The following is a 22,004-nucleotide window of genomic DNA, read 5'->3' on the forward strand; positions in this document are numbered from 1 at the left end:
GAACACGTTATTTATGGCACGTATCATTGGTGGCCTGGCCGTCTCGCACACACCGACCATCGGCTTTGCGGTCGATCACGACAAACAGCACGAGGCGGCCTGGGCGCCGATCTTCGAGGGCTTCGAACCGATCAAGGCGTGGCTTGCCGAGCGCAAGCCGGATGTCCTGTTCTATGTGTTCAACGACCATGTCACGTCGTTTTTCTTCGACCACTACGGCGGCTTCTCGCTGGGCGTCGATGAGCGTTACGAGGTCGCCGATGAAGGCGGCCACCCGCGCGACCTGCCGGCCATTGGCGGCCACGCGGCGTTGTCCCGGCATATCGGTGAGAGCCTGGTGGCCGATGAGTTCGACCTGAGCTTCTTCCGCGACAAGCCGCTGGACCATGGGTTTTTCTCGCCGATGTCGGCGCTGCTGCCGAGCAGCCCAGCGTGGCCGGTGGAAATCGTGCCGCTGCAGGTCGGGGTGTTGCAGTTCCCCATCCCCAGTGCCTTGCGCTGCTACAAGCTGGGCCAGGCCCTGCGCCGCGCGATCGAGAGCTACCCCGAGGACCTCAGCGTGGCGATCGTCGCCACGGGTGGTGTTTCGCACCAGGTGCATGGCGAGCGGTGTGGCTTCAACAACCCGCAATGGGATGCGCAATTCCTCGACTTACTGGTCAACGACCCGCAGCGGCTGACCCAGCTGACCCACGCCGAGTACGCCACGCTGGGCGGCATGGAGGGCGCTGAAGTGATCACCTGGCTGATCATGCGTGGCGCGTTGTCGGCGACGGTGAGCCTGCGCCACCAGGACTACTACCTGCCGTCGATGACCGGTATCGCCACGCTGCTGCTGGAGAATCAGGACCGGCCATTGCCGGTCGACAGCCATGCGCGGCACCTGGCGCATATGCGGCACCAGCTGGCGGGCATCGAGCAGCTCGAGGGCACTTATCCGTTTACCCTGGAGCGCAGTGCCAAGGGCTACCGGTTGAACAAGTTCCTGCACCGGATGATCGAGCCCGCGTGGCGTCAGGCTTTTCTGGACACACCCGAGGCGCTGTTCGAGCAGTCTGGTTTGAGCGAAGAGGAGCGGGACCTGTTGCGCCGTCGCGACTGGCGCGGGCTGATCCAGTACGGGGCGATCTTCTTCGTGCTGGAGAAGCTGGCGGCGGTACTGGGGATTCCCAACCTGCAGGTGTATGCGGCGATGCGCGGCGAAAGCCTGGAAGACTTCATGAAGACCCGCAACCAGCAAGTGCTGTACTCGGTGGCGGGCAAGGCGCAGCTGTCAGTCAAATAAGCGTTGGGTCGTCAGCTCAGGCGGCGTGATCGTGAATCACGCCGCGGATCATCTCCATCAGCGCCTGCGCCAGCGGTGAGTGCAGGCAGCCGCTGCGGTAGGTCAGGCCAATCGCGCGGGCGGTGTGTGCCAGCTCCAACGGCAACACGCACAGCTCGCCCGAGGCGATTTCCTGCTCCAGCTGATGCGCCGACACCGCGGCGAGCATGTCCGAGCGCAACAGCAACCCGCGAATGATCGCCATGTCGGCGCTCTCCACCACTGGCCGCGGCGTGGCAACGCCGAACGCGGTAAAACAGTCGTCGAGCAGCTGCCGCGCCGGCGACCCTGCCCGCGGCAGCACCCACTGCGCATCGCCCAGCGCGCCCAGCAGGTCAGGCGCGCCCAGCAAGGGATGGCCACGCCGCGCCACCAGCACCATCGCCTCCGACAACAACCCCTCGCCACTCAGGTCGCTGGCGTACGCGGCCGGGCGCAGCGCGCCAAAGATGAAGTCGACATCGCCGGCGCGCAGCTCGGTGGCCAGCAGGTCGAACGGGCTCTCGTTGGTCACCACCTGGATACCCGGATGCTCGGCCATCAGCCGCACGATCGCCTGCGGCAGGATCCGCGTGCGCCCCAACGGCAGCGCGCCCACTTGCACCACGCCTTGCAACGCGCCGCGCAGCGCGGTGATGTCGGTGTCCAGGTGGCGCAGTTCGTTGAGCGCGCGGCGGATCGGGAAGAGGATCTCGTGGCTGACGCGGGTCGGCTGCAAGCCACGCGGGGTGCGCTCGAACAGCGCCTGCCCGCAGCCCGTCTCGAGCACCTTGAGCGTCGAGCTGATGCCCGGCTGGGTCAGGCCCAGCAGGCTCGCGACGGTTTGCATGTGGTGCGTCTCGCACAGCGCGACGAACACCTGCAGGCGCCTGACCTGGAACAGGTACAACGGCTCGACCGGCTGTTTGACTGCGGGCGCGAGCAGCTTGGGCACGCTTTCCAGCTCGGCCAGCACCCGCCGCGCCCGTGGCAGCAGGCGCTCGCCGTAGTCGGTCAGGCGCATGCCGTTGGTGTGCCGCTCGAACAGGGTCACCTGCAAGCGCGCTTCGAGCTCGGAGATCGCCCGGGTCACCACCGATTGCGCCCGGTACAACGCCAGGGAGGCCTTGGAGACGCTGCCATGGTCGGCGACCCGGACAAACGCGCGGACGTGCATCAGGCTGGGCAGCTCGTTGGCGTGCATGCGGTTCGTGGCCTTGGGCAGTGGTGATGCGAGGGACTATGCCGCGCCTCCGGCACGCTGGCAATAAGCAAAACGCATACCTGCTGAACCCGAACGCATTACGGCCTGGGGCCGGCTGGATGCGATGCTCCTGGCATCCGCAGGAGGAGCAGATCCGCAATGAACGAAACTACAAGAAACGCCCTGGTGGTCAGCGCCCATTCCGCCGACTTCGTCTGGCGCGCCGGTGGCGCCATCGCGCTGCACGCCCAGCAGGGCTACGGCGTGCACATCGTCTGCCTGTCGTTTGGCGAACGCGGCGAGTCGGCCAAGCTCTGGCGCAAGGGCGACATGAACGAAGCGCGGGTCAAGGCGGCGCGCCGCGAAGAGGCCCAGGCGGCGGCCGAGATCCTCGGTGCCACGGTCGAGTTCTTCGACATCGGCGACTACCCGATGCGGGCCGACAAGGAGACCTTGTTCCGCCTGGCCGACGTGTACCGTCGGGTGCAACCGGAATTCGTCCTCAGCCACTCGCAGAAAGACCCCTACAACTACGACCATCCCCTGGCGATGAACCTCGCCCAGGAAGCGCGGATCATCGCCCAGGCCGAAGGCTATCGACCGGGTGAACCGATCATCGGCGCGCCGCCGGTGTACAGCTTCGAGCCGCACCAGCCGGAGCAATGCGAATGGCGCCCGGATGTGCTGCTCGACATCACCGAGGTATGGCCGCAGAAGTACGCAGCCATCCAGTGCATGGCCGGCCAGGAGCACCTGTGGGAGTACTACACCCGCGTCGCCCTGCAGCGCGGCGTGCAAGCCAAGCGCAATGTCGGCATTACCTCCAGCCGCAACATCGTCTATGGCGAGGGTTACCAGAGCCTGTTCCCACGGGTGACGGAGAACCTGTCATGAGCGACCTGATCGGCAAGACCGGCATCGTCCTGCGCACCATCGCCCGCGCCGAGGCCAGCGTGATCGATGAACTGGGCACCTACGGCGTCGCCACCGTGCACGAAGCGCAAGGGCGCAAGGGCCTGCTCGGCAGCGCACTCACGCCGATCCAGCGCGGCACCGCCATCAGTGGCTCGGCCGTCACCGTGCTGGTGGCGCCGGGCGACAACTGGATGTTCCATGTAGCGGTGGAGCAGTGCCGCCCGGGGGACATCCTCGTGGTCGCGCCGAGTTCGCCGTGCACCGACGGCTACTTCGGTGACCTGCTGGCCACCTCGGTGAAAGCCCGTGGCGTGCGCGCGCTGGTGATCGATGCCGGTGTGCGCGACACCCATACCCTGCGTGAAATGGGCTTCCCGGTGTGGTCGCGGGCGATCAGCGCCCAGGGCACGATCAAGGAAACCCTGGGCTCGGTGAACCTGCCCGTGCTGTGCGCCGGGCAATTGGTCAACGCCGGTGACGTGGTGGTTGCCGATGACGACGGCGTGGTGGTGGTGCGCCGTGCCGAGGCCGAGCAGGTACTGCAGGCCGCGCGTCGCCGCGCTGACCTTGAGCAACACAAAGCCCAGCGCCTGGCCAGCGGCGAACTGGGCCTGGATATCTACGACATGCGCGCGCGCCTGGCCGAGAAGGGCCTGCGTTACATCGACAGCCTCGACGAACTCGGAGACTGAGCATGCCCCAGACCCGCATCCCGTGCCTGCTCATGCGCGGCGGCACCTCGAAGGCGGCGTGCTTTCTCGCCAGTGACCTGCCGGCCGAGCCGGCCTTGCGCGACCAGGTGTTGCTGGCCGCGATGGGCTCGCCGGACGCGCGCCAGATCGACGGCATCGGTGGTGCCGATTCGCTGACCAGCAAGGTCGCGATCATCCGCGCCTCCACGCGCCCGGACGCCGACGTCGACTACCTGTTCGCCCAGGTGCTGGTCGATGAGCCACGGGTGGATTACGGGCAGAACTGCGGCAATATCCTGGCCGCCGTCGGCCCATTCTCCCTCGAACGCGGTTTGCTTGCGGTCACCGGCGACACCACCTGTGTGCGCATCCATATGGAAAACACCGGGCAGATCGCGGTCGCGCACGTGGCCACCCCCAACGGGCGGGTGGCCTATGGCGGTGACGCCCGCATCGACGGCGTACCCGGCACTGGCGCCGGGCTGGTGCTGGCCTTCGAGGACATCGCCGGGTCCAGCTGCGGTGCCTTGCTGCCGACCGGCAACCCCCGTGATGTGATCGATGACGTCGCCGTGACCTGCATCGACAATGGCATGCCGGTGGTCCTGATCCGCGCCGAAGACCTTGGCTGCAGTGGCTATGAGCCCCCTGAAGTGCTGCAGGCGGATGCCCAACTGCGAGAGCGCCTGGAGTCGATTCGCCTGCAAGCCGGGCCGCGCATGCACCTGGGCGACGTTCGCCAGCGCAATGTGCCGAAAATGTGCCTGATTGCCCCGCCGCAAGCGGGCGGCGCGCTGAGCACCCGCACGTTCATCCCGCATCGCTGCCACACCAGCATTGGCGTGTTCGCGGCAGTCAGTGTGGCGACCGCCTGCGTGCTGGAAGGGACGGTGGCGGCGGGCATGGCCAGCCTGGGGCAGGGCGAGCAGCTGCAGTTGTCGATCGAGCACCCGACCGGCGAGTTCACCGTGCAGGCGTCGCTGGCGCACGGGCAGGTGGTGGGCTGCGGGTTGCTGCGCACTGCGCGGTTGCTGTTCGACGGGGTGGTGTGCATCCCCGCTCAGCTGTGGCGGGGCGCGGCGGGCTGCTGACGGGAAGTGTTCGATTATCGGGCACAAAGCGTCCGCCAGCGTTAAAACTTCCGGCGGCGGGGCCGAACGTAAAGGGACGTACATTCCACCTGCCACCTGGATGTTTTTGCCATGACTTTGCGCAACCTCAGTATCGCCACCCGTTCTTACCTGAGTTTCAGCCTGATTGCCGCGTTGGTGGTGGTCCTCGGGCTGTTTTCCATCGACAAGATCGCCAGCATGCGCGAGGCGGTGGTGTACACCGAACAGGTGACCAACGTCGGCACCCGCTACCTGGGCGAAGTGCGCAGCCACATGCTTGGCCTGCGCATCATTACCTTGCGCATGGCGATTGCCCGTGAGCCGGCGCAGCTGGCGCCGACCCTGGCCCGCCTGGAAGTGCTCAAGGGCCTGCTCGACGCCGGCATCGACGGCTACGGCACGGTGGTGCCGGCGGCAGGCAAGCCGGTGTTTGCCGAGATGGAGCAACTGATCGACCAGTACCGGGTGCTGCTCGACCAGTACAAGGGCTTGTCGGAGCAGAACCAGGTGGCGCAGATGCAGGCCATGCTCAGCGGCACCATGCAGGACATCTCCAACCGCATCGGCGAACTGTACGACAGCCTGGTCAAGTTCAGCAGCGAGGCGGCCGCGCGGCATACCGCCGAGGCGCGCAGTGACTATGAGCGTGCGCGCTGGCTGACCTTCAGCGTGGTCGGCCTGGTGCTGGTGCTGACCTTTGCCCTGGCCTGGCTGCTCACCCGCAGCATCGTCAGCCCGCTGCGTGAAGCCATCCGCGTTGCGCAGAACATCGCCGAGGGCGATCTGTCGCACCCGGTGCAGGCCGACGGCGGCGACGAAGCGACTCAGTTGATGCATGCCCTGGCGGCCATGCAGGCCAGCCTGACCGACGCCCTGCGGCTGATTGGCGACTCGTCGCACCAGTTGGCGGCGGCCAGTGAACAGATGTCGGCGATTACCCAACAGACCTCCAGCGACCTCGGCCGGCAGAACGACGAGATCCAGCAGGCGGCCACCGCCGTCACCGAAATGAGCGTGGCGGTGGAGGAGGTGGCGCGCAACACCGTGAGCACCTCGGAAATCTCCCGCCAGTCCGAAGACGCCGCGCGGCGCGGGCGTGAGCGCGTGGGCGAGGCGATCAGCTCGATCAGCAAGATGAGCCACGATGTGCACGAGGCTTCGCGGCAGATCGAGGCGCTGTCGGTGCAATCGCAACAGGTCGGCAAGGTGCTCGATGTGATCGGCGCGATTGCCGGGCAGACCAACCTGCTGGCGCTCAACGCGGCGATCGAGGCGGCCCGGGCCGGTGAAGCGGGCCGCGGCTTTGCCGTGGTGGCCGACGAAGTACGGGCGCTGGCGGCGCGCACCCAGAGCTCGACGCTGGAGATCGAGGAAATGGTCAACGCCATTCGCAGCGGCACCGCGCGGGTGGTGGAGTCGATGCAGAGCAACAGCCAGCAGGTCGGGCATACCCTGCAAGTCGCCGAGCTGGCCGGCGAGGCGCTGGATGAGATCACCAGCGGCGCCACGACCATTCATGAACGCAACCTGGTAGTCGCCAGCGCCACCGAAGAGCAGGCCCAGGTGGCCCGCGAGGTGGACCGCAACCTGCTGAACATCCGGGACCTGGCGTTGCAGACATCGACCGGGGCCGACCAGATCAGCGTCGCCAGCCAGGAGCTGGCCAGCTTGTCGATCGGGCTCAACAGCATGATGAAGCGCTTCCGGCTTTGAGCTGAGCGCACGCGGTCATCGTCAGCGAGTCAAGAAAATCTAACGGCTACCGCGTGAAATAAAGATTTTCCTGCCCCGCTGAAGAAAAACCGTACGGGGCTACAGGCCCCACTGCTTCAGCCCCCACAGCACCCCCATGCCGACCGCCAAGGTCAGCAAGGTGCTGCGGGTGCGCCACGCCACCAGCCCCGCGACGATCGCTGCGGGGATTTGCGGGTTGCTCCAGTCGAACTCCGCCAGCCGGTCCTGATACACCACCGCCGGCAGCACCAGCGCGGCCAGTACACTGGCCGGCACATAGGCCAGCGCTCGGCGGAACAACGGCGGGATGCGCAGCGCCCCGTAGAACTCGATGAACGACAGGCGCAGGGCAAACGTCCCCAGGCCGATCAGCACAAAGGTGACCCAGGGCGTGACCTCGCTCATGACGCCTCCTGTTCGCTGGCAGCAGGTTGTGGGGCAGGGGAGCGCCACTGCTCGATGGTCACCCCGGTGATCACCCCGCCCAGCGATGCCACCAGCAAACCGAGGTTGTACGGCAGGTCGACCGCGAGCACGGCCAGTACGCCGCCCACCGTCGCCGCGCCAAGTGTGGCCGCACTGCGGATGTTAGGGATCAGCAGCGCCAGGAACGACAACGGGATGGCAAAGCCCAATGACCACGAGTCGGGGATCCCTGCGCCCAGCAACACGCCTGCGACCACCGCGAGGTTCCAGCCAAGCCACATGGTCACAGCGGTGCCGGTGTAATAGTGAAAGGCGTAGCGGTCCGATTCTCCTGAGGCGAACTTCAGGCTGCACAAGGCAAAGCTCTGGTCCGACAGCAGAAACGCCAGCGGCCAGGTGCGGCGGCGCGGCAAGTGGTGGAAGTGCGGCGCCAGCGCGGCGCTGTACATGAGAAAGCGCAGGTTGATCACCAGCGCCGTGACCACCATGGTCACCGGCAGTGCGCCGTTCTGCATCAGTTGCATGACGACCATTTGCGCCGAGCCTGAATAGAACAGCAGGGTCATGCCGATCGAATCGAGCGGCGACATGCCCATCCCGACTGCCGTGACGCCCGTGATCAAGCCGAACGGGACGATGCCGGTGGTCAGCGGGAGGACACTCTGTGCGCCACGCACGAACGCTTGTGTCCCACTTTGAGCGTGCATTGGGTTTCCTTGTCGATAGCCAGGCCAGGGCTGCTGGCACCTGATCAAAATAATCCGCGCGGCAGTGGGCCACAACGTCAGTTTTATGGAATATTAGGCCTAGAAAAAATGAGCCTGAAGCCATGCCTATCGATTCACCCATTCGCCACTCATTGCAGCTCAACGCGCTGCGCGCCTTTGAGGCGTCCGCCCGGCTGGGCGGCTTTGCCCGCGCGGCGCAGGAATTGAAGCTGACCCCCGGTGCAATCGCGGCACTGGTCAAGAACCTCGAGCGCGAATACGGCGCGGCCTTGTTCGAGCGCTATGCCAAAGGCGTGCGGCTGACGCCGCTGGGCGAGACCCTGCAGGCGCAGTTCACCGAGGCGTTCGATGCGGTGGAGGAGGCGGCCCGCACGTTGCGGCGTCTGGCGGCGCCGCGGCGGGTGCATATCGTCACCTCGCCGGCGTTGGCGCAACTGTGGCTTGGGCCGCGGCTGCCGCGCCTGACCGAATTGCTCGCGCCGATCGAGATCTCGGTGACGGCCGTGGACGAGCCCCCTAACCTCAAGCGCAGCCCGTTCGACCTCTGCCTGTTCTACACGCAGACCCTCGAGCGTGGGCAGCGCAGGCTTGCCGATGAGCAGTTGATCCCGGTGTGCGCGCCTGCATTGGCCGGGCAGATCACCACTGCCGCCGACCTGGTCGGGGTGCGCTGTATTGCCGACGTGGTGTGGAATGACTGGGAGGTGTGGACGCGTGCGGCTCTGCCTGAGCGCAAGTTTGTCGCCGGTGGGCCTGGGTTTTCCCTGTATTCGATTGCCGTGCAGCAAGCGTTGCTCGGGGCGGGGGTGTTGATTGGCCGCAGGAGCCTGGTGCAGCGGTACCTGGACAGTGGCGAACTGGTCGCGCCCATCGACTGTTCGGTGCCGCTGGGGATGAACATCGCGGCGTGGCGGTTGCCGGTGGCCCGGGGGAATCGGGTAGTGGCAGCGGTGGAGGACGCGCTGGCGCAGTTGGCTTGAGTCGGCGGGAACACAAACGTGGTTTTCGCTGGCGAGTTAAGAAAAAATGGGGATAATCTCCGGAACTGAAGATTTTCCTGGCGCGCTGAAGAAAAAATGCGTCGCCGATCACTCCAGGAACTGCCCCATGAAATCAGTTGGCTACGCCTGGCTGCTCGAGTCGTTACAGCTCTCGGCATTCCCCTTGCGCCGCCCGGCCAAGGTCCAACCGGTCACCCGCATCAAGTGGATCGGCGAGACCCTGGCGGTGCCCGCCAGCATCGCCCCCGCGGCAGACGACCTGCTGGCGCACCTGCTGTTCGGCCTCAAGCACGAGGGCATCAACCTGGCCATCCTCGCCCAGGCCCTGCCACGCATCCCTGCCGCAGCACTGGAAGCCGAGCTGGCCAAGGCGCCCAACGGCATCTACCTCCGCAAAGCCTGTTTCTTGCGTGAAGCCTTCACCGGCGAACCCCTGCACCAGCACGCACCGGTGCGCGGCACGTTCGTCCCGCTGTTCGACCCCGCCGCCTATGTCACCCTGCCCGGCGAGCGCAACTCGCGCTGGCGGGTGGAGTTCAACGGCATCGGCACGCTCGAGTATTGCGCCACGGTCGAGCGCACCCCCGAGGTGGTCGCCTTGCTCGAGCACGGTATCCTCGCCCGCGCCCAGGACTTCATCCAGAGCCTGCCCGCGGCGATGATGGACCGCGCCATCAACTGGGCCTACCTGCACGAAACCCAGGACTCCTTTGCCATCGAGAAGGAGTCGCCGAGCGAAGACAAGTCGCGCAAGTTCATCCAGCTGCTGCGCCAGGCGCACGAGCGGCTGCCGCTCAGCGAGGACTACCTGGTGGCACTGCAGAATGCGACCCTTTCCAACCCGTTCGACCGGGCGGGTGCGTTCCGCCATGAGCAGAACCACCTTGCCAGCGGCCTGCAAGGCTCCGCCGGGGTCACCTACGTGCCGCCCAGCCCCGACCTCTGCCGTGAGCTGATGACGCAGTTGATGGTCTTGGCCAACGATGCGCCCGCGCGCATCGATCCGCTGGTGGCGGCCGGGGTCATCTCGTTCGGCTTTGTCTTCCTGCACCCGTTCATGGACGGCAACGGGCGCCTGTCGCGCTTCCTCATCCACCAGACCTTGTGCCGCGCCGGCGCGCTGCAGCACGGCCTGCTGCTGCCGGTGTCGGTGGCGATGAAGCGCGAAGAGCGCCTGTACCTGGAGACCCTGCAGGAATTCTCCCGCCCCGCGCGTGAGTTCTGGGATGTACGCTGGATCGACCACGGTCAGTTTGCCTTCGAATTCACCGGTGATCCGGCCATCTACCGCTTCTGGGACGCCACCGCCGGCGTGCGCTTCACCCTGGAGATGGCCAAACGCGCGCTGGAGGTCGAGCTGCGCGAAGAAACGGCGTTTCTGCAGAACTTCGACATGGCCATGCGCGCGGTCAATGACAGCTACGACGTACGTGGCAGCGACCTCGCCACGCTGGTGATGATGTGCCTGACCAACAACGGCACGGTGTCGAAGAACCGTCGCAAGCAGTTCCTGTACTCGGTGCAGCCAGAGGTGTTCGACTACATCGAGCAGGTCTGCAGGGCGTTGCTGAGTGAACAGCAGGGCGAGCAACCGGTAGATGACTAGGATGAGCCGTTCCGGTTCAGGCAAGATGAGGTAAGCCAGAAATCCATCACGCACATCGTAGAGGTACCGATGCCAAAGAAGCCGGTTACATCAACGAAGCTTATCCAGGCTCAGATGCATGCCAGGGCCAAGGCGGCGGTGCTGCAAAGCGGCGACTGGCTAACGGCGGTCGAAGTAGCTGGTCTGGCCGAACTGAGTTCAACAAGCCCAGTTTTTCAGTCGAGCGACTGGGTGCGAGAAAAGCGAGTGTTCGCCATCCGCCATGACGGCGTTGACTACTTCCCGATCTACGGGCTGGATGAGACGAATGGCTACCGGCCGTTATCTCAGCTTAAAGACGTCATATCAGTACTCGAACCGATGAAAGACGGTTGGCAGATGGCGTACTGGTTCCTGTCGGTGAACAGCTGGCTGGGGGGCACACGTCCTCAGGATCTGTTGCGATCGGATGTTCGTCGAGTGATTGACGCTGCTGGGGAAGAGGTTTCTGAAAATACGCAGGGCTGATCGCCGCCACCCCGATGAGCGTTTCTTGTTCCACACTCACTTAAGGAAAAACGCCCCACATGCAGGTCTACGACGCCACCGTCCCTTGCTTCTCGAACATGCTCAAGGCCCTTCACGCGATGCTCGAAAAAGCCGAGCGCAGTGCCCTTGACCTCGGTCATGACCCGCAAGACTTATTGCAGGCGCGGCTCGCGCCGGACATGCACCCGCTGGCCTTGCAAGTGAAGTTCGTGTGCACGCAAGCGCTCGAGTCTGTCCAGCGACTGACGCACTCCAGCCTGCCGGCCATCGCCACGCCGACCGACATGGCGACTGCCAAGGCTTTGATCGACACCACCGTGGCAGCGCTGAATCAAGCCGACGCAGACGCGATCAATGCCAGCGCCGAGTGTCGCATTGCCATCGAGCTCTACGGTGGGCTGGCGTTCGATATGACCGGGCAAGAGTACGCGGTGAACTGGGCAATACCGCAGTTCTACTTCCACATGGTCACCGCGTACGACATTCTTCGCCACAACGGCGTCGACTTGAGCAAAGCGGATTATGTAGCGCATATGTTCGCTTACGCCCGCAAGCCGGTATGAGACACGGTTACTTGAACCCCGTTACCCCATGCGGGACGTAGGGCGCTTCCAGCCGTGAGATCTCGGCCTCGGAGAGCGTGAGCTCGAGCGCTGCGATGGCGTCATCGAGCTGCTCGGCCTTCGAGGCGCCGACGATAGGCGCCGATACGCCGCGCTTGCCCAGTACCCAGGCCAGGGCCACCTGCGCCATGGGCACCCCGCGCTCGAGCGCGATCTGCTCGACCACGTCGATCACCCGGCCGTCCTCGACCTCTGTGCCGGCATAGAACGAGGCGCCGGAGATGTCCGTGCGGGTGCGTTCGGTCTGCTGGCCGTTGGGGCGGGTCAGGCGGCCACGGGCCATCGGGCTCCAGGGCATCAGACCCACGCCCTGGTCGAGGCACAGCGGGATCATCTCGCGCTCTTCTTCGCGGTAGATCAGGTTGAGGTAGTTCTGCATCGACACGAAGCGGCTCCAGCCATTGGCCTGGGCGGTGTGCTGCGCCTTGGCGAACTGCCAGGCGTACATCGACGAGGCGCCGATGTAGCGCGCCTTGCCGGCCTTGACCACGTCGTGCAGGGCTTCCAGGGTTTCTTCGATGGGCGTGCTGTAGTCCCAGCGGTGGATCTGGTAGAGGTCGACGTAGTCAACGCCCAGGCGGGTCAGGCTGGCGTCGATGCTGGCCAGGATCGCCTTGCGCGAGAGGCCTTGTTCGTTGGGTTTCGAACTGCCTTGCCACATGTTGGCGGGGTAGAACACCTTGGTCGCGATGACGGTTTCGTCGCGCCGGGTGAATTCCTTCAGGAGCTTGCCGAGGATCACTTCCGAGGTGCCCGCCGAGTAGCTGTTGGCGGTGTCGAAGAAGTTGATCCCGTGCTCCACCGCGTGGCGAATGATCGGCCGGCTGGCGTCTTCGCCGAGTGTCCAGGGATGGGTGCCGGCATCCGGCTCACCAAAGGTCATGCAGCCCAGGCACAGCTTCGAGATATCCAGGCCGGTGGTACCCAGCTTTACATACTGCATCAGCGTCTCCTCGTGGTATCGGCAGGTCAGGCGTCGCGACCCAAACGTGCAGAGAAGACTAGCCCGCGCGGCGTTGCGCGGAAATTCCCTATCCGCGCATTGCCGGTCTGCAGAATTTCACAAGCGCAACAACGGCTTCACGGTGGCGTTGATGAACTCAGTGACGGCCTTGATGCGAGGCGTATTGCGCGCCTCCTCATGGACCGCCAGCCAGATCTCGATGCTCATCGACTGGGCCGTGTCGCCAAGCGTCTGCAGCCCATACTCATCCGCGATGAACGCCGGTAGGCAGGCAATGCCGACACCGCCCGCGGCTGCCTGCGCCTGGATCCGCAGGTCGTTGCTCTGCAGCACCAGGGGGCGGCCGCCCGCTTGCTGGTCGAGCCAGCGTTGTTGCGGCGACTTGGCCTGGGACTCGTCGTAGCCGATGAAGCGCTGGCGATCGGCGCTGCGCAGGTAGGCGGCAGAGGCGTACAGCCGGTAGTCGAGATGGCCGAGCAGATTGGCCACCAGCGTCGGCTGTGTCGGCCGGGTCAGGCTGATGGCAATGTCCGCCTCGCGGCGGCTCAACGAGGCACGTGACTTGCTGCCCACCAGTTGCAGCCGCAGCCGCGGGTAGCGGCTGTAGAGCTCGCCAATGCTGCGCGCGACCAGGCTGCCGAGCAGGGCCGGTGGCGCTGACAGCACCACCTGGCCCTCGACCTGCGCCTGCCCGGCGCTGGCGAAATGCTCCAGGGCAAACGACGACGTGGTCATCTGATCGGCGAAATCGCCCACTCGCCGGCCTTGCTCGGTGAGCACGTAGGCCCTGGGCCGGCGGTCGACCAGCGTGAGGTTGAGCGACGCCTCGAGCGACGCGATCCTGCGGGCCACGGTGGCGTGATCGACGCCAAGCGACTTGGCCGCCGCCGACAACGAACCGCTGGCGACAAAGGCCGAGAAGTAACGCAGGTCTTCCCAATCGAACATGTGCGGGTTGCCTTCCTGTCGTTGAATGCCGGGCCTAGTCGCCGCCCTTCATGCGCCGTGCGACCAGGTACAGCCCCAGACCGACCAGGGCCGCGGCGGCGCCGATGTAACCGGTGCTGGTCCAGCCCAGCCCGGCGGTGATCGCCATGCCGCCAAACCACGGGCCAAGAGCGTTGGCCAGGTTGAACGCGGCGTGGTTGGAGGCTGCGGCCAGGCTCGGCGCTTCGTGGGCGATGTCCATCAGGCGGATCTGCAGCGGCGCGGCCAGGGCGACCATGGTGCCGACCAGACCGATGCCCAGCAGCAACGTCCACAGCGAGCTGGCGGCGAAGGTGAAGAAGAACAGCACGGCCGTCGACCACACCAGCAGCAGCCCCACCGCACGGAACTGCAAGCGGTCGAACAGCTTGCCGCCGACGATATTGCCCAGGATGCCGCCGACACCAAAGGCCGCCAGGCCAAAGGGAATCCACTGCGGCGTGACCTGGGTCACCTCGAGCATGGTCGGTGCCAGGTAGCTGAACACGCAAAACATCCCGGCAAAGCCGATCGAGGCGATCGCCAGGGCCATCCACACCTGCGGCAGGCGAAACGCCTGCAGCTCCTTGCGCGGATCGCTGCGCGGCTCGTCATGCGGCTGCGGCACGAACCGCCAGACCAGCGCAATGGTCGCCAGGGCGATCACCCCGACCAGCACGAAGGCCGAGCGCCAGCCGAAGAACTGCCCGAGCACGGTGGCGATCGGGTTGCCCAGCAGCATGGCCAGGGTCAGGCCCATCATCACCCGCGCCACGGCACCGGCGCGTTGATTGCTCGGGACCATGCTCGACGCCACCACCGCGGCGATGCCGAAGTAGGCGCCGTGGGGCAGGCCGCTGATGAAGCGGAACGCGACCAGGCCGGAAAACGACGGCGCAAACGCGGTTGCCAGGTTGCCCAGGGCATACAGCGCCATCAACAGCAGTAGCATGTGCTTGCGCAGCAGCTTGGCACCGAGAATCGCCAGCGCCGGTGCACCGACCACCACGCCCAGTGCGTAGGCACTGATGGCATGGCCCACCTGCGGCTCGCTCAACTGCAGGTTGCCGGCGATATCCGGCATCAAACCCATGATGGCGAACTCGCCGGTACCAATGGCGAAACTGCCCAGGGCCATGGCGGCCTCCATCTTGCCGACGGAGGTTTTCGCCTGGGTTAGCGATGGTAGTTCCTGTATAGACATCTAGATCCTTACCGAAATACGCTGAAACGTTTGAGGCGGTATCTTAGAGGAATTACTGGGCGCTTTGTGCCTGCAGTTTGAGCATCTGCATCTGCTGGCGATAGTCGGCAGTGACCTGGCGGGCCTGCTCCGGGTTGTTCACCACCTTGGGGGTAATCAGCACGATCAGCTCGGTACGGTCGCGGCTCTTCGAGCTGTTGCCGAACAGCCAGCCCAACCCGGGGATCCGCGAAAGCCCTGGCACGCGCGTGTCGGACTGGGCGTTGTCCTGTTTGATCAGGCCGCCGAGCAATACGGTCTGGCCGCTTTGCACGGCGACCTGGGTGGACACCGCGCGGCTGGAAATACGCGGGTTCGGCTGGGTGGTGGTCACCGCGCTGTCGTCGGCGTCGCTGACCTGCTGCTTGATGTCCATGTACACCAGGCCACCCGGGTTGATCCGCGGCACCACGTCGAGGATGACCCCGGTCTGGACGTATTCGACGCTGCTCAGGGTGGTGTCGGAGGTGCTGGTGTTGACCGTGGTCTGGCTGATCGGGATGTTGTCGCCGACCTGGATCTGCGCCTGCTGGTTGTTCAACACCACCAGCGAGGGGGCGGAGAGCACCTGCGTCAGGCCGCGGGTTTCCAGCGCACGCAAGGCCACCTGCAGGTTGCTGCTGACGAACGAATAGAACATCGAGCTGCTGCCCAGGGCGACGCCGCCTGCGCCCAGGGCACCTTGGCTACCGCTCTGGTTGGCGACCGTGGTGCTGGACGAATTACCGGCCAGGCGGCCCAGGTACCACTGCACGCCGAGGTCCAGGTCACCGGTGAGCTTGACCTCGAGGATGCGCGTTTCGATCTGCACCTGCAGCGGTGGGCTGTCGAGGCGCTTGATCGCCGACTCGATCTCTTTCCACTGGGCCGGACGGGTGCGCACGAGCAACTGGTTACTGCTCTTTTGCGCGGTGATGCGCACCGACGCTTCGAGGCTCTTGGCCGTGCCCTCGCTGGCCGCGCTGCCGGCGTCGCCGTCCATGGACGCGTCGCTGCTTGACGATGAGTCGTCGTATTCCTCGCTCGACGGGTCATCGGCGGCGGTCGACTGGTTGGCCATCGCCGTGCCGCCAAGGCCTTGGTTGGCCTGGCCGGCGCTGCCATTGAGCGACGCCAGGCTGGTGGTCTTGAGCCCCGGTGCCACGGTTGCCGCCTTGTCGTCGGAGACCTGCCCGGAGCCATAGATCTGGCGCAGGTAGCGGGCCAGGTCGGCGGCCTTCATGTTGCGCACGTCGTAGACGAACAGCTGCGGCTCGTTGCCGCCGCCTTCGTCGATGGTCCTGATCCAGTCGCCGACCTCTTGCAGGTACTCGGGTTGCGCGGAGATCGCGACAATCGAGTTGGTGCGTTCGTTGGGCATGAACTTGACCACGTCGGACAACGGCATGCCGCTGTCCGGGCCGAACAGCTTTTGCAGCTGTGGCAACAGCTCGGCGACCGAGGCCCGCTGCAGGCCGTAGACGCCGATCGACATGCCCTTGAGCCAGTCAACGTCGAAGGTGTCGATGGTGTCCTGGTAGTTGGCCAGCTCGTCCGGGGTCCCGGCCAGGCTGATCACGTTGCGCGCCGGGTCGACCAGCACGAAGGCATTTTCGCGCACGAACGGCTTGAGCACCTTCTGCATTTCGTTGGCGCCGATGTAGCGCAGCGGGTAGAGCCGGGCGGCCAGGCCGGTGGCCGGCTGGGCGACCGCGACCTCCGGCACCAGCTTGCCGGCCACCGCCTGGTCGGCAGGCAGGATCACGTAGCGCTCGCCCTGACGGATCATGGCGTTGTCGGTCCAGGACAGCAGGGTTTCCAGGATCGTCAGTGCCTGCTGTTTATTGACCGGCTTGGAGGTCGAGAAGCTGACCGTGCCTTTGACGCCCTGGCTGATGCTGTAGTTTTCATGCAGCAGGTCGCCCATCACGCTGTTGATCACCGCTTCGATGGGCTGGTCGGTGAAGTTGAAGACGATGTCGCCCTGTTCGCCGGCAGCGTTCGCCGCGGGTGCCGACGGCGGACGAATGAAACGCTGGTTGCCTTTGATGATCTGCCGAGCGGGCGCGGCGTGCGCGGCACCCGGCGCAGCTTCGGCCACGGCCGACGGCTCGGGCGTGGCCGCCACCGGCGCGGGGTCACCGGCACCGCTGAACGCCTGCTGCATCAGCTCGGGGTCGCTGTGCAGTTCGCCTTGCGAGGTGGCGCAGCCGGCCAGGGCGATGGCGACACTGAGGCCGAGCAACGGCGTGCGCAATGTCAGGAGGGGATAACGTGAAGAGCGGTGCATGGTCATGGGGTTTCGATACGCGGAAGAGTGATGGCGGAGGCCTTGGACGGCGGCGGCAAGCGCAGCAGTGGCATGCTCAAAGTGTGGTCTTGCCCGGCGCGGGTGAAGGTCGCCGTCAGGGCGGTGAGCTGGGTGAGGGTCCAGCCACTGTCCAGCGTGCTGCCGAGGGCGACCTTGCGCGGCGGCGTACGGCCGTCGCGCAGGTAGGCCCAGCGCGCGTGCCCGTCGAGCACTACACCGGTCAGGCTCAGGTTGGCCAGGGTGGCGGTGTGCGGGCCGTGGATGGCCGGGTCGGGCTGGCGTTCGGCGCTGAAGATGGGGTGAGCCCAGGTCGCTGCAAGCGTGGCCTTGGCCAGTGCCGGCAAGGGGGGCGGTGACGCCGCCGTGGGCGCCTGGGCCGGCGGTGCGGCAGGCAGCCACTGAGGCACGGCGGGTACGCCGAGCATCCACGCCACCGCGCCCATCGCGCCGACGTTGGCCGCCAGCAGCATGAGGGTCGTCGAACGCAGCTTCATGGTTGCTCACCCTGGGCAGGCGCCGCTTGCAGATAACCGCGAATCAACAGGTGGACCTCCAGTCGCCCGGCAGGGCCTTGGGCCGGCGCCGCCGAAGTGCGGCGAATGCTCAGCTGATCGATGAACAGGCTCGGCTGGCCGTACTCCAGGCTGTGCAGCAGGGTCGCCAGGGGCTCGATGGCACAGGCCAGGGTCAGGCTCACCTTGACCTGGCGATAGGGCTCGGGGTGTTCCTGCTCGGCCGTGGCAATGGGCATGCGTTGGGTGATTTCGCAGCCAGGCCCGACCTGTGCCTGCGCCTTGACCCGATCAACGGCGTGCTGCATCAGGTCGGCGGCCACGGCGTTGGGGTCGTCGCCTGGCAGCAGGCTGTTGCGCTGGGCCGGGTCGTGCCGGCTGCGTTCGAGTTGGGCCTGCAGCCGCGGTTGCTGCAGGATCAGGCTGGCCTGGCGGCGTTGCTGCTCGCGCAGGGTCTGGGCCTGTTGGTCGAGGTCGCGCAGGGGCGCGAGCCACAGGCATTCGAGCACCAGGTACCAGAGCCCCCACAGCACTACGGCGAGCAGGCTGAGGGCGGCGATCTTGCGCTCGCGGCTAGTGAGTGGACGCATGGGCCACCTCCTGACTGAGCTGCGCGGTCATCGAAAAACGCTCGCGACCGGTGGCCTTGTCGGCCTGGATGATCCCCTGGAACTGCGCAGCCTGCAGCGTCGAACAGGTCTTGACCTGGGCGAGCAAGGCGCTGGCCCGTGCGCTCTGGCCAGAGAACGTCACCTGCGTGCCATCGCGGACTTCCAGTTGCTCGACCCAGGTGTCGTCACCCAGGCAGGCGGTCAGGTCGGCCAGCAACCGAGTGAGCGTGGGGCGCTGGGCCTTGAGGCTGGCCAGGTAGTGTGAGGCGCCCAGGGTGGTATCGATGGCCTGGCGCAAGTGCTGGACCTGCTGCACGGCCTGGCGTTGCTCCGCGACCGCCTGGCGCATCGCCTCGACACCCTCCTGGCGCCGATCGAGCCAGGCACAGGCGAGCAGCACCAGGCAGGCACAGCCCGCCAGCCACAGCCAACGGTCGAAGCGGCCGGGCCGCGCACGGGTGCCGCCACTGCCGGCCGGGAGCAGGTCGATCAGCAGGCGTTCGCCGCTGCTGGGGTCGAGGGCGTCGATGGCGACCAGTTGCACGCCGCGCTCGCGGCAGGTCGCGAGGATGTGCTCGAGGGCGTCACGCGCAACCGCTACCAGCTCGACCTGCGCCAGCGCGGCTCGACGCTGGACGACGCGGGCGACGAAATGCACCTGATCGGCGGCGTACGGCGTGTAGCGGTCGATTTCGTAGAGCAGTACCTGGTGCAGGTTGCGGGTCGCGGCCAGGGGCAGGGCGATGCGCTGCGCCATGACCTGCGAGGCGGGCAACACCAGTACGGCAGGCCGTGTGCTGTGCGCCTGCGCTGGCAGCGGCCAGGCCAGTAGCGGGGTCGTGTCACCTGTGCCGAGACGCGCGGCCAGCGCAGCCGGGAGCATGCCCCTCAGCTCCGCCAGCCAGGCCCTCAGCCAGCGTCGGCCCATGCTCGCGTGCCACTGCGCCTGGCACAGCTCGCGCTGGCTCGCCAGCCAGGCCAGCCCGCGTTTGCCCAGCCGGCTCAATCTTGCCACCTCAGCACGCGATAAGGCTTGCCGCCGGTGTGCGCGGGCAACAGCACGAAGGTGGCGTTCAGGCGCGCCTGGAAGCCGTCCCGCAAGGTGGCCTCGCTGGTGACGGTGAGGATCTGCCCGGCCTCGAGGGCAGGGCCGTGCTGGCGGGGCAGGCCCAGCACCTTGGCCAGCGCCGGCGGCGCCAGGCCGGGGTCGGGCCGGGCATTGCCCGACCAGACGGTGATGAAGGGCAGGGCCCGGGTATAGACCGCATAGGTCATGCCGGGCAGTTCGCGAAATTCTTCGAGCATTCGCAGGGGTACCTGGTTGCGCCTCGTCCTTAAAGCCTGGGTGATGGTGTGCGAGCGCTCGACGCTGGCGCCACTGGCGCGCAGGAGTTTTTCAAGGCTCGTCGCGGGCGTTGCATTGAGGTCCAACTTGCCACGCTCGCTGCTAACGCTGATGCGCAGGCTGCTGTCGGCAAAGCGCTGCAGGTGCGGCTGGCCATCGGCAAGCCAACGCTGCGGGCCGTCGCGCAGCAGGTTGGTGACGGCCAGGTTGAAGCCGGCCTGCGCGGCGAATGCGGCCTGGGTCTGGCTGTTCAGCCAACGCGCCTGGCGCTGCTGTAACTGCACGGACACCGCCAGCCCGGCCAATAGCGCGCTCAGCAGGCCGACGACCCAGAGCACCAGCAGCAGGGCCGCGCCGCGCTGTCGGCTCATGGCCGGCCACCGTCGCCAGAGAGGTCCAGCAGCAGGTTGACCTGGAGCAACGGCCAGGCTTGGCCGGCGCCCAGTTGCACCGCCACGCGGACCGCCTGCGGCAGCCGTTCGGGCCAGGGCCACTGGTCCAGCCAGCCGGTCGGCTTGCCGAGCGGGGAGTATCCGCGGTAACTCAGGGCCAGCCCCTCGACCCCGTCCAGCAGACGTTGCGGTTCACCCCAGGCCTGCAGGCGGCTGCCGTCCAGCCTGGCCAGTTGCACCTGCAGCCGACCCTCGCGCCAGAGCAGCCGCTGGCGGTACAGCCCACCGCCGACAGAACTCGGCAGGGGCGCGAAAAACACCACGCTGTCGCGGTTGCCCTCGAAGGTGGTGGTGTGCTCGCCATTGCCGGTCGCCGCACTCAGCGGCAGCATCTGGCCCAGCGCCTGGCGCAGGAAGCGCTGGGTCGCGCGCAGCTCGTCGAGCCTGGCGCTGTGCTGCTCGGCCTTGACCACGGCGCGATTGGCCGCCAGCAGCGCGCCGCCCACCAGGCCGAGGAGCAACCCCAGCAGGCTGATCACCACCAGGATCTCCAGCAGGGTAAAGCCCGCCTGGCGCTTCACCGCGGCGTGCCCGTGGCGCGGGCACGCAAGGTGCTGTAGTGCGAGGTGTAGCGGTTGTCGCTGAGGGACAGGTCCAGCCGATACAGGTCGAATTTGCCCGGGGCCGCCTGCTCCAGGGCCACCTCCAGCTCCCAGCGCATGCCCTGCCAGGTGCCGCGTCGCTGGCCCGGTGTGAGCTCGGCGAGGTCGATGTCATCCATCAGCGAACGTGCCGCGGCGTTGTGCCGATCACTGCCCTCGACCTGCACCAGTGCGCGGCGGCTCTGGGCAAACGCGCCGAGCAGGATCGACGAGGCGACCACCAGCAGGGTGATGGCGGCAAGCATCTCCAGCAGGGTGAAGCCGCGCTGGCGGGTCATGGCAGCGCCTGCAGTTGCACGCTGCCGGTGAGCCAGCTGACGCCGATGCGCCAGCGCGCCTGGCCGCGGCTGATCAGGATGTTGCCGCCACTGGCCGCCCCATCGGGATAGAACTCGAATGCTGCGCCCAGGCCGCGGGCGGTTTGCAGGCGCACGCCGAGGTCTTCGGGCCAGGCCTGGGGCGGCCGCCCTGGTGCCTGCACCTGCCGCGCGCGCAGGTCAAAGGTGGCGCGTACCGGCCGGCCGCTGGCGATGGCCTGCACCCGCGCGCTGCGCAAGGCCGAGACCATGTGCGCGAGCGCGCTGCGTTCGTTGGCCACCAGCAGGCCGCGGCCGATGCCCACCGCCAGGATCGACGTGGCAACGCCGACCAGGACGATCACCACCAGCAGTTCGAACAGGGTAAAGCCCCGTTGGCCAGGCCCAGGTGCGCGCATGCTTACTCCCAGTTGCCCAGGTCGGCCTTGTAGCCTTCGCCACCGGCCGCGCCGTCCTGGCCGAGGAAGATCAGGTCGAAGCTGCCATGGCTGCCGGGGAAGTGGTAACCGAAGGCGTGGCCAAACGGGTCTTGCAGGTCCGAAGGCTTGGCGTACGGGCCGGCCCAGCGGTTGGCGTTGGCCGGCTTGTGCAGCAGCTGGTCAAGGCTCGCCGGCGGCGCGCCGACATCCAGTGCATAGCTCTCGACCTTCATGCTCAGGCTGGCCAACTGCGCCTTGCCGGCGCCGTACTTGCCCTTGTCGACGTTGCCGCCGACCTGGCGCACGACAATGGTCGCGACGATGCCCAGGAGGACGATCACGGCGAGCATTTCGAGCAGGGTGAAACCCGCTTGACGGGCGTTGCGTGTGTGCTTGAAGCGCATGGGAGGT

General features: G+C 66.5%; 24 protein-coding genes. 9 read left to right on the forward strand and 15 right to left on the reverse strand.

Annotation, left to right across the window (positions count from 1 at the left end; translation table 11 throughout):
• The first annotated feature begins 13 nt into the window (after window positions 1-13).
• Window positions 14-1,285, forward strand: a complete 1,272-nt coding sequence (locus CCOS865_RS20380) for a gallate dioxygenase (protein ID WP_119144172.1) — start codon at window positions 14-16, stop codon at window positions 1,283-1,285.
• 16 nt (window positions 1,286-1,301) lie between these two features.
• Here CCOS865_RS20380 and CCOS865_RS20385 read toward each other — a convergent pair whose 3' ends face one another.
• Window positions 1,302-2,507 (reverse strand): LysR family transcriptional regulator, encoded by a 1,206-nt coding sequence (locus CCOS865_RS20385; RefSeq protein ID WP_119144174.1) that lies wholly within the window; start codon window positions 2,505-2,507, stop codon window positions 1,302-1,304.
• 159 nt (window positions 2,508-2,666) lie between these two features.
• On the opposite strand from CCOS865_RS20385, the gene galB reads away from it, so the two are divergent.
• The 4 genes from galB to CCOS865_RS20405 all read left to right on the forward strand — a co-directional run bounded on the left by galB (window position 2,667) and on the right by CCOS865_RS20405 (window position 6,939).
• A complete protein-coding gene (gene galB, locus CCOS865_RS20390) occupies window positions 2,667-3,401 on the forward strand; it encodes a 4-oxalmesaconate hydratase (RefSeq protein ID WP_119144176.1) in 735 nt (244 codons plus the stop codon).
• Window positions 3,398-4,114, forward strand: a complete 717-nt coding sequence (locus tag CCOS865_RS20395; RefSeq protein WP_119144178.1) for a 4-carboxy-4-hydroxy-2-oxoadipate aldolase/oxaloacetate decarboxylase — start codon at window positions 3,398-3,400, stop codon at window positions 4,112-4,114. The genes galB and CCOS865_RS20395 overlap by 4 nt, the downstream gene beginning before the upstream one ends.
• Window positions 4,115-4,116: 2 nt before the next feature.
• Window positions 4,117-5,205, forward strand: coding sequence for a 4-oxalomesaconate tautomerase (locus tag CCOS865_RS20400; protein ID WP_119144180.1), 1,089 nt, complete (start codon window positions 4,117-4,119; stop codon window positions 5,203-5,205).
• 111 nt (window positions 5,206-5,316) lie between these two features.
• Entirely contained in the window at window positions 5,317-6,939 is a 1,623-nt protein-coding gene (locus CCOS865_RS20405) for a methyl-accepting chemotaxis protein (RefSeq protein WP_119144182.1), read from the forward strand.
• 99 nt (window positions 6,940-7,038) lie between these two features.
• On the opposite strand, the gene CCOS865_RS20410 is transcribed toward CCOS865_RS20405, so the two are convergent.
• Window positions 7,039-7,365 carry an AzlD domain-containing protein gene (locus CCOS865_RS20410; RefSeq protein ID WP_119144184.1) on the reverse strand — a complete coding sequence of 109 codons (327 nt, stop codon included), beginning with the start codon at window positions 7,363-7,365 and terminating at the stop codon, window positions 7,039-7,041.
• Window positions 7,362-8,093, reverse strand: a complete 732-nt coding sequence (locus CCOS865_RS20415) for an AzlC family ABC transporter permease (RefSeq protein ID WP_119144186.1) — start codon at window positions 8,091-8,093, stop codon at window positions 7,362-7,364. Before CCOS865_RS20415 ends, CCOS865_RS20410 begins: the two co-directional genes overlap by 4 nt.
• 122 nt (window positions 8,094-8,215) lie before the next feature.
• On the opposite strand from CCOS865_RS20415, the gene CCOS865_RS20420 reads away from it, so the two are divergent.
• The 4 genes from CCOS865_RS20420 (at window position 8,216) to CCOS865_RS20435 (ending at window position 11,812) form a co-directional block, all read left to right on the forward strand.
• On the forward strand, window positions 8,216-9,094 hold the full coding sequence (locus tag CCOS865_RS20420) for a LysR family transcriptional regulator (protein ID WP_119144188.1): 879 nt from the start codon (window positions 8,216-8,218) through the stop codon (window positions 9,092-9,094).
• Between the two features lie 127 nt (window positions 9,095-9,221).
• Window positions 9,222-10,721 carry a Fic family protein gene (locus tag CCOS865_RS20425; RefSeq protein WP_119144190.1) on the forward strand — a complete coding sequence of 500 codons (1,500 nt, stop codon included), beginning with the start codon at window positions 9,222-9,224 and terminating at the stop codon, window positions 10,719-10,721.
• A 69-nt stretch (window positions 10,722-10,790) separates the two neighbouring features.
• Window positions 10,791-11,228 carry a hypothetical protein gene (locus CCOS865_RS20430; RefSeq protein WP_119144192.1) on the forward strand — a complete coding sequence of 146 codons (438 nt, stop codon included), beginning with the start codon at window positions 10,791-10,793 and terminating at the stop codon, window positions 11,226-11,228.
• A gap of 59 nt (window positions 11,229-11,287) precedes the next feature.
• Complete coding sequence (locus CCOS865_RS20435) at window positions 11,288-11,812, forward strand: DUF1993 domain-containing protein (protein ID WP_119144193.1); 525 nt, start codon at window positions 11,288-11,290, stop codon at window positions 11,810-11,812.
• A 7-nt stretch (window positions 11,813-11,819) separates the two neighbouring features.
• On the opposite strand, the gene CCOS865_RS20440 is transcribed toward CCOS865_RS20435, so the two are convergent.
• The 12 genes from CCOS865_RS20440 to gspG all read right to left on the reverse strand — a co-directional run bounded on the left by CCOS865_RS20440 (window position 11,820) and on the right by gspG (window position 21,997).
• Window positions 11,820-12,815, reverse strand: a complete 996-nt coding sequence (locus CCOS865_RS20440) for an aldo/keto reductase (RefSeq protein WP_119144195.1) — start codon at window positions 12,813-12,815, stop codon at window positions 11,820-11,822.
• Window positions 12,816-12,932: 117 nt separating this feature from the next.
• Window positions 12,933-13,784: a LysR family transcriptional regulator gene (locus CCOS865_RS20445; protein WP_119144197.1), complete on the reverse strand. Its 852-nt coding sequence runs from the start codon at window positions 13,782-13,784 to the stop codon at window positions 12,933-12,935.
• A gap of 34 nt (window positions 13,785-13,818) precedes the next feature.
• The gene (locus CCOS865_RS20450) at window positions 13,819-15,006 is read right to left on the reverse strand and encodes an MFS transporter (protein ID WP_208644557.1); all 1,188 of its coding nucleotides are present in this window, start codon (window positions 15,004-15,006) and stop codon (window positions 13,819-13,821) included.
• A 52-nt stretch (window positions 15,007-15,058) separates the two neighbouring features.
• Window positions 15,059-17,320 carry a type II secretion system secretin GspD gene (gspD, locus tag CCOS865_RS20455; RefSeq protein ID WP_119144202.1) on the reverse strand — a complete coding sequence of 754 codons (2,262 nt, stop codon included), beginning with the start codon at window positions 17,318-17,320 and terminating at the stop codon, window positions 15,059-15,061.
• The gene (locus tag CCOS865_RS20460; RefSeq protein ID WP_119144204.1) at window positions 17,317-17,829 is read right to left on the reverse strand and encodes a general secretion pathway protein GspN; all 513 of its coding nucleotides are present in this window, start codon (window positions 17,827-17,829) and stop codon (window positions 17,317-17,319) included. The genes gspD and CCOS865_RS20460 overlap by 4 nt, the downstream gene beginning before the upstream one ends.
• Window positions 17,826-18,437 (reverse strand): type II secretion system protein GspM, encoded by a 612-nt coding sequence (gspM, locus tag CCOS865_RS20465; protein ID WP_119144206.1) that lies wholly within the window; start codon window positions 18,435-18,437, stop codon window positions 17,826-17,828. Before gspM ends, CCOS865_RS20460 begins: the two co-directional genes overlap by 4 nt.
• Window positions 18,421-19,473 carry a type II secretion system protein GspL gene (locus CCOS865_RS20470; RefSeq protein ID WP_147406526.1) on the reverse strand — a complete coding sequence of 351 codons (1,053 nt, stop codon included), beginning with the start codon at window positions 19,471-19,473 and terminating at the stop codon, window positions 18,421-18,423. Before CCOS865_RS20470 ends, gspM begins: the two co-directional genes overlap by 17 nt.
• Window positions 19,461-20,174: a general secretion pathway protein GspK gene (locus tag CCOS865_RS20475; RefSeq protein ID WP_119144211.1), complete on the reverse strand. Its 714-nt coding sequence runs from the start codon at window positions 20,172-20,174 to the stop codon at window positions 19,461-19,463. Before CCOS865_RS20475 ends, CCOS865_RS20470 begins: the two co-directional genes overlap by 13 nt.
• On the reverse strand, window positions 20,171-20,776 hold the full coding sequence (locus CCOS865_RS20480) for a prepilin-type N-terminal cleavage/methylation domain-containing protein (RefSeq protein WP_119144213.1): 606 nt from the start codon (window positions 20,774-20,776) through the stop codon (window positions 20,171-20,173). The genes CCOS865_RS20475 and CCOS865_RS20480 overlap by 4 nt, the downstream gene beginning before the upstream one ends.
• Window positions 20,773-21,135, reverse strand: a complete 363-nt coding sequence (locus CCOS865_RS20485; RefSeq protein WP_119144214.1) for a type II secretion system protein — start codon at window positions 21,133-21,135, stop codon at window positions 20,773-20,775. Before CCOS865_RS20485 ends, CCOS865_RS20480 begins: the two co-directional genes overlap by 4 nt.
• Complete coding sequence (locus tag CCOS865_RS20490; RefSeq protein ID WP_119144216.1) at window positions 21,132-21,572, reverse strand: GspH/FimT family pseudopilin; 441 nt, start codon at window positions 21,570-21,572, stop codon at window positions 21,132-21,134. Before CCOS865_RS20490 ends, CCOS865_RS20485 begins: the two co-directional genes overlap by 4 nt.
• Window positions 21,573-21,574: 2 nt before the next feature.
• Window positions 21,575-21,997, reverse strand: a complete 423-nt coding sequence (gene gspG / locus CCOS865_RS20495; protein WP_119144218.1) for a type II secretion system major pseudopilin GspG — start codon at window positions 21,995-21,997, stop codon at window positions 21,575-21,577.
• Window positions 21,998-22,004 lie beyond the last annotated feature (7 nt).

The sequence above is a fragment of the Pseudomonas reidholzensis genome, from assembly GCF_900536025.1.
GTDB lineage: Bacteria > Pseudomonadota > Gammaproteobacteria > Pseudomonadales > Pseudomonadaceae > Aquipseudomonas > Aquipseudomonas reidholzensis.